Source organism: Natronorubrum marinum (genome assembly GCF_052040125.1).
Lineage (GTDB): Archaea > Halobacteriota > Halobacteria > Halobacteriales > Natrialbaceae > Natronorubrum.
This window is the reverse complement of record NZ_JBPPFV010000003.1, coordinates 657520-671050: the sequence shown is the minus strand read 5'-3', so window position 1 is coordinate 671050 and position 13531 is coordinate 657520. Positions and strand designations below refer to the sequence as shown.

At 63.3% G+C, this 13531-nt stretch carries 12 protein-coding genes and 2 tRNA genes; 1 reads left to right on the top strand and 13 read right to left on the bottom strand.

Features of this window, described 5'->3' with window-relative positions; genetic code table 11:
- Window positions 1–65: 65 nt before the first annotated feature.
- From ACSFC5_RS19605 to ACSFC5_RS19555, 11 genes are all read right to left on the bottom strand, one after another.
- Window positions 66–671, bottom strand: coding sequence for a helix-turn-helix domain-containing protein (locus tag ACSFC5_RS19605; RefSeq protein WP_440766902.1), 606 nt, complete (start codon window positions 669–671; stop codon window positions 66–68).
- A 108-nt stretch (window positions 672–779) separates the two neighbouring features.
- Window positions 780–1988, bottom strand: a complete 1209-nt coding sequence (locus ACSFC5_RS19600) for an FAD-dependent oxidoreductase (protein WP_440766901.1) — start codon at window positions 1986–1988, stop codon at window positions 780–782.
- Between the two features lie 223 nt (window positions 1989–2211).
- Window positions 2212–2318: transfer RNA gene (locus ACSFC5_RS19595), tRNA-Ile, on the bottom strand.
- A gap of 34 nt (window positions 2319–2352) precedes the next feature.
- Window positions 2353–3159 (bottom strand): NAD(P)/FAD-dependent oxidoreductase, encoded by an 807-nt coding sequence (locus tag ACSFC5_RS19590; protein ID WP_440766900.1) that lies wholly within the window; start codon window positions 3157–3159, stop codon window positions 2353–2355.
- Window positions 3156–5141, bottom strand: coding sequence for a dipeptide ABC transporter ATP-binding protein (locus ACSFC5_RS19585; RefSeq protein ID WP_440766899.1), 1986 nt, complete (start codon window positions 5139–5141; stop codon window positions 3156–3158). The genes ACSFC5_RS19590 and ACSFC5_RS19585 overlap by 4 nt, the downstream gene beginning before the upstream one ends.
- Entirely contained in the window at window positions 5134–6012 is an 879-nt protein-coding gene (nikC, locus tag ACSFC5_RS19580; protein WP_440766992.1) for a nickel transporter permease, read from the bottom strand. Before nikC ends, ACSFC5_RS19585 begins: the two co-directional genes overlap by 8 nt.
- 35 nt (window positions 6013–6047) lie before the next feature.
- Complete coding sequence (gene nikB / locus ACSFC5_RS19575) at window positions 6048–6989, bottom strand: nickel ABC transporter permease (protein ID WP_440766898.1); 942 nt, start codon at window positions 6987–6989, stop codon at window positions 6048–6050.
- Between the two features lie 81 nt (window positions 6990–7070).
- Window positions 7071–8603, bottom strand: coding sequence for an ABC transporter substrate-binding protein (locus ACSFC5_RS19570; RefSeq protein ID WP_440766897.1), 1533 nt, complete (start codon window positions 8601–8603; stop codon window positions 7071–7073).
- A gap of 327 nt (window positions 8604–8930) precedes the next feature.
- Window positions 8931–9524, bottom strand: a complete 594-nt coding sequence (locus ACSFC5_RS19565; RefSeq protein ID WP_440766896.1) for a MogA/MoaB family molybdenum cofactor biosynthesis protein — start codon at window positions 9522–9524, stop codon at window positions 8931–8933.
- An 82-nt stretch (window positions 9525–9606) separates the two neighbouring features.
- Entirely contained in the window at window positions 9607–10989 is a 1383-nt protein-coding gene (locus ACSFC5_RS19560; RefSeq protein WP_440766895.1) for a CobW family GTP-binding protein, read from the bottom strand.
- Entirely contained in the window at window positions 10990–12195 is a 1206-nt protein-coding gene (locus tag ACSFC5_RS19555; protein ID WP_440766894.1) for a GTP-binding protein, read from the bottom strand.
- Between the two features lie 109 nt (window positions 12196–12304).
- On the opposite strand from ACSFC5_RS19555, the gene ACSFC5_RS19550 reads away from it, so the two are divergent.
- Window positions 12305–12727 (top strand): CopG family ribbon-helix-helix protein, encoded by a 423-nt coding sequence (locus tag ACSFC5_RS19550; protein WP_440766893.1) that lies wholly within the window; start codon window positions 12305–12307, stop codon window positions 12725–12727.
- Between the two features lie 13 nt (window positions 12728–12740).
- On the opposite strand, the gene ACSFC5_RS19545 is transcribed toward ACSFC5_RS19550, so the two are convergent.
- Both ACSFC5_RS19545 and ACSFC5_RS19540 read right to left on the bottom strand, forming a co-directional pair.
- Window positions 12741–13205, bottom strand: coding sequence for a group I intron-associated PD-(D/E)XK endonuclease (locus ACSFC5_RS19545; protein WP_440766892.1), 465 nt, complete (start codon window positions 13203–13205; stop codon window positions 12741–12743).
- 162 nt (window positions 13206–13367) lie between these two features.
- Window positions 13368–13440, bottom strand: a tRNA-Asn gene (locus ACSFC5_RS19540).
- Between the last annotated feature and the right edge of the window lie 91 nt (window positions 13441–13531).

Sequence of the window (13531 nt, the reverse complement as noted above, 5' to 3'; positions counted from 1 at the left end):
CGTCTCTTCGATCAAACCTGAAACGCGGACTACTTTCTGTGAATAACTACCGAAATATCCGAGTGTCATATTTGAACTGTTGTTTCGGAATCTCGTGGATCCCCGAGAGCATCCTTGATAATCTCTCCTTCTGCCCGGTGGAGGACGCCGCTGATAACTGATTTGTTAACGTCAAATTCGTTGGCGAGATCAGTAAGTGAACACTCACGTGGATTATCGTAATACCCTCGTTCGATAGCAACGGTCACTATCTCGCGCTGACGAGCCGTGAGTGAATCGACCACGTCGTATCCTTCTGTGATTGATAACACGTCGTAATCAACATCTCGTTCATCAAGGGACTTCCACAAGGTATCCATCTTCGATTTTGGCATGACAAACTCGATGAACAGGTAGCCGTCACGAGCGACGACGGGAGACGTGGGGTGATATCCGATATCATCGGAAACAAAATACCCCTCCGGTGGTTGCCCTTCCAGCATTACGACCACCGTCTCGTCATCACTGTGCAACAATTCCACAGTCTTCGTGTCCCAGTACTCCATCGTCTCTTTGAACCGTTCCGTTTCATCCGTTCGAACTTCCAGTACGCTACAAACATCTTCGTCTATCGGATAATTCGCTAGAAACCGGATAGAGATTTCTGGAAACTCCTCTGCCAATGCTTTCATATCCGGCATCGGTCCAACTTTCAGACGAACTCGTGGCATACGTTCCCTTGGAGAGGTGGCCTATTGGGGGTACAGGTGAACATGTTGGCGTTCCCGTGATGAAAGGTTTCAATCAAATTTTCCTACTTCCGTCGGAACATCCCAATCTACTCGATACGAGTAGATCTGCTCGAAGCTTTCAACTCCTCGTTTGAGGAAAAACGGAAGGGCGAGATCCCGGAATTTTCGAGTTATCACGTTCGAGGGAGCCTTCTGATTTCCGGTCTCCCGAGATATCTTTACGATCGCTTCAACTCGTTCTCGCCGAAGTGCTTCGAACGCTGCAAAGACATCTGGCACTCCCTCAACGTCACGTAGGCACTTTGCCAGTACGATCGCGTCTTCCATAGCCAGCGACGCTCCTTGACCGACGTGTGGAGACGTTGCGTGAGCAGCGTCACCGATCAGACAGACCGTGTCTCGATGCCACGTCGGAAGCGATGGAAGGTCGTATACTGGCCACTTGCCGATGTCCCCATCAGTCGAACGAAGGATCTCGGTAATTGGCTCGTGATCTCGTTCGTGTAGCCCGAGCAGCTTGTCTTTCCACTGGCTCCGAGAGATTTCGTCCAGTTCCCTACGCCTCGGTGCCTGCGGCCGTTCGTGATTCTCGAACCAGTAGATTTCCCCCGTCGGGACTTTCTGGTAGCCAAAAAACCCGTTCACGCCGAAGGTCATTTGCATGATTCCGTCGGATGGCGGGACCGACTCGTTTCGCGTGAATGCACCGGAATCGATGATCCCGGTGTACTCCGGTTCAGGTGCGTCTGGGAAGATTGACTTCCGGGTCTGGGAGTGGATGCCATCGCAACCGACGACGAAATCCCCATGGGCTTCTGTTCCATCATCGAAGTATGCGATGGCCATGTCCTCATGCGAGCTCTTGACGTCAGTGAGGCGCTTTCCGAACTTGATGGTGATTCCACGTTCAAGCGCTTCTTCTCGTAGCGCCTTCGTAAGGTGCCCGCGCTTGAGGAGTACGGTTTCCTGTTGATTTTCACCAAGTCGTTTGCCCGCGTGGTTCTGGAAGACTATTTTCTCCGATAGGTGACCGTGTTTGAGAACCTGTTCTTCGACCCCGAGGGTTTCGAGTACGTTAGTCCCGTTTGCCGCCAGATTGAGGAAAAAACCCGCATCGTCTCGCGGTTGGGGTCTCCCTTCGTAAATAATCGATGTGACTCCAATCTGCTGGAGAAACATCGCAAGGACTGGTCCTGCGACCCCACAACCGATGAGTAGTGCTTTTTGATCTGAGGCCTCTGATGGATTACTACTCATTTGTTTAATGTCACGACCGTTATGTCGGTTCATCAATGAGTGTTAGCACTTAATCGTGATTCAAGATTCAGATGAACATGTAGACCAGGCCTCTGGACACGTCATTCCCTCGAATATTGATGGCTCAGAACCCCGCAAATTTTGGATTACCCCGTCGGCCGAAAATGGGCGAAATGCCAAATTCAGCCGTTTAAACGCCTCAAAGTCGATTTTACGGGAACCATGGGCCCTGACGGATTCGAACCATCGACCACTCGGTATCTCACACACCCGCAGCGGTTGCGACCGTGTTATGAGCCGAGCGCTCTAACCAGACTGAGCTAAGGGCCCTCACGCAAACGAAATCGAGGAATATAGTTAACCCTTACTCTCCGTCCTGCTCGAGTCCCGCTCCAGCCGTCTCGCCGAAGAACTCGAGCATCCCCGCTTGGGCCTCCTCGTGCCGCCGTCGTCGTTCTGGAACGGAAATCTCCTCGACGCCCTCAGGAACGGCTCGGTCGTACGACTCGTAGTAGCCGTCGGGGACGACCCAGTCGTTGTAGTAGTCCGGTCGAACGTCACGAATGAGTGTCAGCGCGACATCGGCACCGTTGCCGGCGTTGACGATGGCCTGATGATTCTGACTCGTGATTCGTCCGGCCGCGTACAGCCCATCGCAGTCGGTGCGGCCGTCCGAATCGGTCGGAACCACCATCACTGGCCCCGGCTCCTCGGGCTTGCGGGTCACCGGGAGGTCCTCGAGAAATGCCGTCCGGGCCCACGACGCAACGATGAGTCGGTCGGCCAAGACGGTTCGGTCCTCGGTCTCGAGGACGAACCCGCAATCGCTCTCGTCGCCGTCCTCGACGCGCCGAACTGTCGTCACACCCGCTCGGTGGGTGCGAGCACCGGCCTCGCGAGCGTGCTCGCGGGCCAGTTCGAGGAACTGTGCCGGCTGGATGCCGAACGGAAAGCCGAGGTAGTTCTCGAGGTGGGCCGACTTCAACAGCGCCGAGCGGTCGTGTTCGAACAGGACCGTCTCGAGGTCCCCACGCGAAGTGAAGACCGCGGCTGAACAGCCGGCGGGGCCGCCGCCGATGACGGCGACGTCGTAGGTCGGGACGTCGTCGGCTGGTGTGGTCGTCGGCTCCGATGCAGCGGTCGAGTCGGTCGATGGATTGGGGTTCGTCATTGGTTGGATGTGCGCTGGTGAGCAGCGGGTGATTCAGTATCAGTATCCTCGAGTCCGGTTGCAGCCGAGAGCAGCCGCTCGGTGTACGCGGTGGCGGGATCGGTACAGAGCCGTTCCGCGGTGCCGGACTCGACGACCTGGCCGTCTCGCATGACGGCGATACGGTCGGCGAGGTGACGGACGACGCCGAGATCGTGGCTCACGAGCACGAACGCACAGTCCAGTCGCGCCTGCAGGTCGAGCAACAGGTTGCACACTTGCGCGCGCACGGAGACGTCCAGCGCGGCGGTCGGCTCGTCGAGGACGACGAGCGCCGGTTCGAGGGCGATAGCCCGGGCGAGCGCGATCCGCTGGCACTGGCCGCCCGAGAGCTGGTGCGGTCGACGGTCGGCGTGGCGGTCGTCGAGGCCGACGAGCGAAAGCAGTTCTGAGATCCGCTCCCGCCGTCGGTCGCGCTTCCAGCCGGCCTCGAGCAGCGGTTCGGCGATCGCCGCCCGGACGCGCTGTCGCGGATCGAGACTCGACTGTGGATGTTGAAAGAGCCGACCGATCGCGGCCAGTTGGTCGCGCGAGCGATCGTCGACCGTGCCGAGCGCGTCGCCGTCGACGACGACCTCGCCCGACGTTGCCGACTCGAGGCCCGTCACGAGATCGATAACGGTGGATTTGCCGGCCCCGCTCTCGCCGACGATGCCGAGGGTCTCGCCGCGTCCGACGGCAAGGGAGACGTCGTCGACGGCGTTCGTGTACCGGTCTCGCCCGCGCAAACGTGCGAGCCACGAGTCGTCGATCGGATACCGTTTCGAAACGCCACGCAGTTCGAGGATCGGGCCATCAATCGGGTCAGTGCTGGCGACGCTCGCGGACGCATTCGAACCGAGCGCGTCGACAGCCGGTGCTCCCGATGGCGACGACGGTGTGCCGGTATCGTCGACGACCGTCCCGCCGTCGACGCTGACGGCAGCGATCGACTCGAGTTCGCCACAGCGGAGCCGTCCGCCGTCCTCGCGATCGACCGTCGGCGGGGCCGTCGTCCGACAGTTCTCGGTCGCGTGCACGCAACGGGCCGCGAACGGACAGCCCGTCGTCTCGGCGGTCGGATCCGGGAGCGTCCCGTCGACCGTGGGGAGCGGGTCGCCGGGCGTCGTCCCCTCGAGTCGGCAGGCGAGTAACGCCCGCGTGTAGGGGTGGCGAGGCGATTTCATCACCCGATCGGCCGGTCCGGCCTCCATCACCTCGCCGGCGTAGGCGACCACGATGCGATCGCAGCGCTCGCCGACGAGCCCCAGATCGTGGCTGACGAGCACCGTCGCCAGGTCGCGCTCGGCGACGAGGTCGTCGAGCAGATCGAGGATCGCCTCGCGCGTCGTCGCATCGAGGGCCGTCGTCGGTTCGTCGGCCAGCAACAGGTCGGGGTCCGACGCCAGTGCGGTCGCGATTGAGACCCGCTGGGCCTCACCGCCGCTCAGTTCGTGGGGATAGCGCTCGAGGTAGTCTGGGTTGTCGAGGCCCACCTGCTCGAGGAGGGCGAGCGCTCGCTCCCGGCGCATTCGGCTCGGCTCTCCCCAGTCGCGCCGGGAGAGACCGAGCGCCGACCGAAGCGAACGGTCGTCGGGACGGTCCGCGAGCCGGAGCGCCTCCTCGAGGTGGAAACTGACCCGGCGCGTCGGCGTCAGCGTCGCGGCGGGATCCTGAAAGACCGTCGAGAGTCGGGTCGCGCGAATCCGCCGAAGTCGTTCGTCGGGAAGCGAACGGAGATCGATGCCGTCGAACGTGACGGTTCCGTCGACGTGTGCGTTGTCGTCGTGCAATCCCGCGATCGCACGGACCGCAGCCGATTTGCCACACCCGCTTTCGCCGATGAGGCCGACGGTCTCGCCCGCCTCGACCGACAGCGAGAGGCCGTCGACCGCACGAACGGGTTCCGCGCCGGTCTCGAACCGAACCGCCAGCTCGTCGACGGACAGTAGCGGGTCAGTCACGGCGATTCACCTCCCGGCCGCCGCGGTCGGCCCGATCATTCGGGTCGAGTGCGTCCCGAAGGCCGTCGCCCAACAGGTTCGAGCCGAGCACGGCGATGACGATGGCCAGACCGGGCGCGTTGACCAGCCACGAGGCCTCCCGAAGGTGGTGGCGACCCGTCGAGAGCATCGTTCCCCACTCGGGTGCGGGCGGCTGTGCGCCGAGGCCGAGAAAGGAGAGGCCGGCCGCCGCGAGGATCACGCCGCCGAGGTCGAGCGTCGCTAACACGACGACCGGCCCCGCGACGTTGGGCAGGACGTGGCGTCGAAGCACGCGGCGACGCGGTGCCCCTGTCAACCGCGACGCCTGGACGAACGGTCGCTCGCGCATCTCGAGGACACTCGAGCGGACGACCCTGGCGTAGCGCGTCCAGCCGACGACGGCGAGTGCGAGCGCCAGGTTGGTCAGGCTCGGACCCAGGATACCGGCGACGACGAGCGCGAGGACGATCCCGGGAAAGGCGAGCAGCACGTCGACCAGTCGCATCAGCGCCTCGTCGACCCAGCCGCCGCAGTAGCCCGCGAGGAGCCCGACGACGACGCCGATCGTCAGTCGAACGACGGTGACGAGGACGGCCAGTCCCAGCGTGATGCGGGCGCCGTAGAGCAATCTGGTCGCGACGTCGCGCCCGAGTTGGTCGGTGCCGAACGGATGGGCGAGCGACGGTCCCTGCAGCCGGTTGCCGAGGTGCTGTGCGTTCGGATCGTACGGCGTGAGAACGGGGCCGACGATCGCGAGGACAGTGATGGCCGCGACGACGAGGCCGCCGGCGACCGCCGACGGATTGCGACGGAGGGCGCGGACGGTCGGGTGCTCGAGGACCGCAGCCAGCGTGGACCGACGATTCGCGAGGACGCCGGTGACGCTCACGCGCCACCACCACCGAGCGAGACGCGGGGATCGAGTCGGTGATAGGCGAGGTCGGTCAGCAGGTTGACGACGACGAACGTCGCGCCGACCAGGAGCGTGACGCCCTGAATCACGGGGAAGTCCCGCGCGAAGACGGCGTCGACGAGCAGCGTGCCGAGTCCGGGCCGCTGGAAGACGACCTCGACGACGACCGCGCCGCCGAGGACGTACCCCAGCTGCAGCCCGATCATCGTCACGACCGGCAACAGCGCGGTTCGCAGCGCGTGAGCGGTCACGACGCCGCGTTCGGCGAGCCCGCGAGCGCGGGCCGCGTCGACGTACGGCTCCTCCAACGTCTCGAGCAGCGACGAGCGCACGAGACGGGTGAGGACGGCGGCCATCCCGGTTCCGAGCGTGATCGCGGGGAGCACGAGATGGGCGAGCGCCCCGGCCCCGTAGACCGGAAACAGTCCGAGTCGAAGTGCGCCGCCGATGATGAGCAGGTAGCCGAGCCAGAAGTTGGGCATCGAGACGCCGATCAAGGAGGTTACCTGACTGGCGTAGTCGATCCAGGTTCCCCGATAGACGGCGCTGATTACGCCGGCCGGAATCGCGATCGCGACCGCGACCAGAATCGATGCGCCGGCGAGTTCGATCGTGTTCGGAAGGTACGCGAGCAGTAACTCGAGAATATCGCCGTCGCCGTAGTATGATCGGCCGAGATCCCCCCGCAGGACGTCACCGAGCCAGTTACCGTACTGTATCGGAACCGGGTCGTTCAGCCCCTGTTCGGCCCGGAACTCCCGAACGTCCGCTTCGGAGGGTTGTCGTCCCTGCCGCTCGGCGAGGACCGTCCGCGCGGGATCACCGGGGGTCAGATGAACCAGCCCGAAGGTGAGGACGGTAACGCCGAACAGGACGACGGTCGAACTCGCGAGGCGACGGAACAGATAGCTCATGGGATGGGTGTCAGTCGTCGGTCGCCGCCGGACGAGTCCGCTCTATCGCCGGCTCCGGGCCGAGCCCGAACCGACCCACGGTCAGCCCTCGTACTCGAGGTGTGCATAGTCGGTCATCGGATTGATCGGGTGGAGATCGGGAAGCGAAACCCCCTCCCGGTGGGCGAGCACGTACTCGACGTAGTACAGCGGGAGGGCGACGGCCTCCTCGACGACTCGCCGCTGAACCTCGCCGTAGACTTCGCGTTTGTCCTCGAGGGATTCGGCAAAATACCCCTCCTCGATGAGCGCGTCGACCTCGGCGCCGAGATTCATCACGCCGGTTCCCTCCGACTCGTAGCGCTGTTCGTTGTCGCTGCCTTCCGAGTGGAACATCGCGCGGATGAGGTAATCGGCCGCGGCGCTGTTCGAGCCCAGCGTAACGATCGAGACGTGGGCGTCGCCGTCGGTGAACGTCTCGTAGAACGCGGCCGATTCGACGCTGCGGATCTCGCTGTCGACGCCGATCTCCTCGAACTGGTACTGGAGTCGCTCGGCGACGTTTCGATCGTCCGGCTCGCTGCCGTCGATCAGGATCGTCAGCGTCTCGCCGTCGTAACTCGAGTCGGCGACGAGTTCGCGCGCCCGGTCGTGGTCCGGACCGAACGCCGGCAGGTCGGCGTGGCTCGACCACGGGATCTCGGGAGAGATCGGTCCGCGGGCCGGATCGCCGACGCCCTCGAGGATGGTCTCGACGAGTTGGTCCTGGTCGATTGCGTGGGCGAGCGCCCGCCGAAGAGCCGCGTCGTCCGTCGGCGCTTTGTAGATGTTGACCCCGCCGAAACAGGTTCGGGGCGTCCGCTGGCTCGCGGTAGCCGTGTCCGCACTCGAATCGAGTCCGGCGACGGTGTTTCGCGGCGGGTCGATCGCGACCTGTACGTCGTCGCTCTCGAGTGCGGTAACCCGCGTCGTCGCGTCGGAGACGACCTCGAACGAAAGTCGTTCGACGGACGGCACGGTAGCCCAGTGATCGTCGTAGGGAGCGAGCGTGACGTCGTCTCCACTGCGCTCCTCGAGTTGAAACGGCCCCGTGCCGATCGCGACATCGTCGTCCACCTCGGTGTCGGGATGGACGACGCCGAAGTAGTTGTGCGAGATCGTTCCCGGCAGCGACGGAAACGGTTCGATCGTCTCGAACTCGACGGTAGTGTCGTCGATCGCGGAGACGCCGTCGGGTTCGACGTTGATCCAGCCGGTAGCGCTGCGGTCGTCGATGATCGCCCGGAAGGAGTCGACGACGGTGTCGGCGGTAAGCGCCGCCCCGTTGTGGAAGGTGACGTCCTCGCGCAGGTCGAATCGCCAGGTGTACTCGTCCTCGTGCATCCAGTCGGTCGCGAGCAGCGGCGCCGGTTCCATCTCCTGGTTCGTCCCGACGAGCGGTTCGAACACGCCGGTGAAGTAGGGGATGACGCCACCGTAGACGTCCCACTCGCCGTCCTGAGACGATTGGGGGCGAGCGACCGTTACCGACTCACCGTCGCCCGATGGGGCGGAGTCACCGAGACAGCCTGCGAGCGTCGCGACACCGACTCCGATACCACCGAGAACGGCCCGTCGCGTCTGGCGTCCAGTCATGTGTTACTAAATCTAAACTCTATTTTAATATATCTTGCTAATTTAGAGTTCATGTCTAACAAGTAGGCTAGCCCGTCCGAACGGGACCGCTGCATAGACTGGGACCGTACAATAGAGGCAGTGTCGGATGGAGGGAGTGCTGACGCAGCCATCACGTCGTGCCTCTCGTCTGAAGGCAAATATATTTGTCTAAGTGAAACTGAGTTTTAATACCAACGGGATACGGAACCGGCTTCCACGCGGACGGACAGAGACGGCGCTGGCTGCTCGAGCAGCGCACAGTGCCGAAAACGAAATTAGTCGAGCCGTCGTGAACGGGGAGCCTGCTTACTCCTCGTTCTGGTAAGCCGACAGCGATTGATCGGTTCCACCCTGTCGGTGGCGGGTCGCGAGGCCGGCCAGATGCGGCGCTTCGGGGACGATCAGTTGCTCACAGGCCGTCCGGCAGGCGTTCGTGCTCCCGGGGAGACAGAACACCGGCGTGTCGACGGCGATTCCGGCCGTCGCGCGCGAGGCCATCGCGCGGGTACCGACTTCGTCCCACGAGAGCGAACGGAACAGTTCGCCGAAACCCGGCAACTCGCGTTCGAACAGCGAGGCCGTGGCCTCGGGCGAAACGTCGTCCGCGGTGACCCCCGTGCCACCGGTCGTGAGCACGATGTCGATATCTCGACGGGCGACCAGTCCGCGCACCGCCGTCCGAATCGACGAGTAGTCGTCCCGAACCAGCAGCCGCTCGTGGACCTCGTGACCCTCGGTCTCGAAACACTCCTGAATGGTATCCCCGCCCGGATCGTCGGGATCCGGCTCGTCTGCCTGCGCGCGCGAACTCGAGACCGTGACGATCCCCACGTAGAGCGGATCGATGATATCGTGGCCGTGATCGTCGGTGCTCCGGCGGTCGTCGGTGTCGGTCGTCATGGGACGATATCCTCGCCGGAGGGCGATAATAGCTCCCCTCTCAGGAGCCGTCGACGCGAGCGACCGGTTCCGTACGCGTGGCTCACGATCGGCTCCCCCCGTGCGAAATCGTTACCGTCTCGCTCATCCCCGTCGGTGCGGGATTCTCGAAGGCGGTCCAGTCCGCTTCCATCTCTTCGTCGGTCAACAGACAGTCGTCGAGTCTGGACTGCAGGTCCTCCATCGAGATATTTCGGCCGATAAGTGCGAGTCGCGTCTCGCGGTCGCCCCACTCCTCGTCCCACGCGAGATCGGGCTGGCCGCGTCGGTACTGCGCCCGTCGCTCCTCGGAGAAGCTGGCGATCCAGCGGCCGGTGACCTCGAGACTGGTCTCCGATCCGGCGTAGCTCGCCGTGATCGCCTGCTTCTCGCGGCCGGCGATCCAGCACAATCCCTTCGCGCGCACGAGGGTGTCCGGAAGATCGGCGAGGAAGGCCGCGAGGCGCTCGGGATGGAACGGCCGTCGTCGATGGTAGGTGTCGACCTCGATACCGTACCGCTCGGGCGGGTGGGCGTGATCGTGATCCCCATGCCCGTGTGGCTCGCCATGGTCGTGCTCGTCGCCGTGACTGTGATCATGTTCGTCGTGGCTCGGATCGTGATCGTCGTGACTGTGACCGTGCTCGCCGCCATCGTGGCCGTGAGCCGAGTCGTCCGCATCGTGTTCGTGCGCACCGTCCTCGTCGGGATCGGCAGCGTCGGTCTCGATCGCCCGCTTCCAGCCCGCCGACTCCGCTGCGGCCTCGAGATCGAATCGCTCGCTGTCGAGCAACGCCTCGGGCTCGAGCGCGCCGTACTCGGTCGTGACTATCTCGGCGCGGGGCTGGAGCGTCTCGAGCAGGGCGACGACCTCCTCGCGTTCGTCGTCGCTCACGAGGTCGCACTTGTTCACGACGAGCAGGTCGCAGAACTCGACTTGCTCGAGCAGCAGATCGCCGAGCGGTCGGCTCCCGGTCTCGTCGGGGCCCTGTGGCTCCGGAATCGGCGGATCCGTTCGTTCGTCCGAACTGCCCGCCGCGAACCGATCGTAGAACCGCCGCGCGTCGACGACGGTGACGACCGCGTCCAGATCGTAGGGACCGCCGGCTGGGCCGCGGACGAACTGGCGCGCGATCGGTTCGGGTTCGCCGACGCCCGAGGCCTCGACGACGAGGTAGTCGAAGTCGTGTTCCTTCCAGAGTTGGATCACCGACCGGGAAAGCTCGCCGCCGAGGCTACAGCAGATACAGCCGTTCTCGAGGGCGAGCACCTCCTCGCCGGTCGTCAGGTCGGTTCGAGCCTCCACGAGGTTGGCGTCGACGTTGACCGCGCCGACGTCGTTGACCAGGACGGCGATCTCTCGGTCGGTCGACTCGAGCAGGCCGGACAACAGCGTCGTCTTACCCGCGCCGAGTTCGCCACAGAGGATGGTGACGGGAACGCTCATTTACTCGTTCGCGAGCGCGAGTTCACGTTGCTCTTCCGGTTCGAACGGATCGGCGTAGCGCTCCCAGTCGTCGTCCATCTCCGCGTCGGTCAGTACGCAGTCGTCGAGGCGGTCGATCAGGTCCTCGTCTTCGAAATCGCGGCCGATGAAAACGAGCCGCGTCATCCGGTCGCCCCACTGGTCGTCCCAGTCGTCTTTCAAGCCGGGACGAGCGGCGAAGTACTGCTCGCGCTGGGCTTCGGGCAAGGTCGCGAGCCACTGACCCGACGGGCCGGCACGGACCGACGTGCCGGCCTTGTCGATGCCCATCGCGACGTCTTCGCGGCCCGCGCTCCAGAAAAAGCCCTTCGCGCGGACGAGTTCGTCCGGCAGTTCCGTGAGCAGGCTCGCGATCCGCTCGGGGTGGAACGGTCGGTCGCGTTGGTAGACGAAGGAGGTAACGCCGTGTTCTTCCTGTGGGTCGTGGTGGTGGTCGTGTTTGAGTTCGTGTTTCCAGCCCGCGGACGCCTGTGCGCGCTCGAAGTCGAACTGGCCGGTGCCGAGAATCGCGTCGGGATCGACGTTCCCGAACTCCGTTCGGACGATGTCAGCCCGTGGCTGAAGCCGCTCTAAGACGGCCTCGATCTCCTCGAGCGCCTCGTCGGGGACGAGGTCGCATTTGTTCAACAGGAGGACGTCACAGAACTCGATCTGGTCCAGCAGGACCTCCTCCGGGACGCGACCGGAGTCGCCCTCGAGTTGCTGGTCCGTCAGCGCGGTCCCGGTGTCGAACGACTCCCAGATGCTGTGGGCGTTGACGACGGTGACCATCGTGTCCAGTTCGTAGGTGTCCGTCGGATCGAAGTCGGCGTCCTCGAACCCCATCGCGAACGTCTGGGCGACCGGAATCGGCTCCGAAATGCCCGACGATTCGACCAGGAGGTAGTCGAAGTCGCGCCGGTCGGCCAGTCGGCCGACTTCGTCCAGCATGTCGCCGCGCAGGCGACAGCAGATACAGCCGTTCGAGAGTTCGATGATCTCTTCGTCGCCGCCCAGGTCGGTCTGCTGGGTGACGTGCTCGGCGTCGACGTTCACGTCGCCCATATCGTTGACGACGACGGCCACCTCGAGACCGTGGTCTGCAGTCAGCACGTGGTTGAGGACGGTCGTCTTGCCCGCACCGAGCGGGCCGCTGAGAACGGTGACGGGAATACGGTTGCTGCTCATAGATCGATTGTGAATGTGCACCCGATCCTTGTTAATGTTAGTTATTACGTAAGCGACTGCCATCTCATAACAAATTCTATTATCTAAGACCCTCGAGTTCATACTGACAATGCCCGTCGTCAGCGTCTCGATGCCCGCCGAACTGATCGACCGACTCGATGCACACGCCACCGAACACGACTACACCGGCCGCAGCGAGGTCGTCCGCGAGAGTGCACGGTCGTTACTCACCGAGTTCGACGATGAGCGGCTCGCAGAGGAGTCCCTCGCCGGCGTCGTCACCGTGTTCTACGATTTCGGCACCCAGCGCGTCGAGCGCCGTGTGACGGAACTGCGCCACGAACACGACGCTAACATCGCCTCCAACGACCATAGCCACGTCGCGGACTACTGCGTCGATTGCTTCGTCCTCGAGAGCGATCTCGAGGCGATTTCAACGTTCGTGGGCAAACTGCGAGCGATCGAAGGCGTCGAGACCGTCGACTACTCGCTGGTTCCGCTCGAGTCCATCGGGCAGTTGCAGGACGCCTGATTCGAAGCGCGTCTCAGGGTCGGTGCAGGTCCTCGAGTCGCTCGTCGAACAGGTACTCCTCGGCCCAGTTGATTCCGTCTCGCTGGCCGTTTTTCGGCGCCCGAAATCGGATCTCCATCGTCCCGCTCGCAGCGTCCGCGACGGGGATCAAATATCGGTTGTCGTTTATCGGGTCGTATACGGCAAAGTATTCCGCACGGCCGTCGTCTCCGCGACGGTCGTACCGCTCACGTCGCTGGCGTGTACTGGCCGTCTCGAACGCGACGGTTCCCGCAGTCTTCCGGTACGCCGTCTTGCACTGAATGCGGTAGAATCGACCACCGACTTCAGCGACTAGATCGTAGGGTTCGTCGTCGGAGGCCGGCACGAGCACTGGAACGTCGCAGACGGCGAACGCCGCCCGAACGATCGCTTCGGTGGCCCGGCCGCGCTTTTGTGGCTCCTCGAGGTGTTCGTATCGCGTGCTTCGGTCGAGCATGCACGGTTTCGCCGCGCTATTCCATATAAACTACCGGACTGCTCGTTACAGACAGCAGAGCGTTCACGACCACGTTCGACCGTGACGGAGACGAAACGACGAGTAGAACGCGATTCGAGTCGACTACTGTTCGCTCTATCGGCGAAAAGACGTATGAAGAAGCGCCAAAGCCAGGACTCGAACCTGGGACAACCTCGTTAACAGCGAGGTGCTCTACCAACTGAGCTACTTCGGCTCATTTCCAAATAGTCGGGTGTGTTTGATAGGGCTTTCGTTTTGCTTGCTCCGTGTTCGACACCCTTTCACGCACCCCTCGAGTACTATCT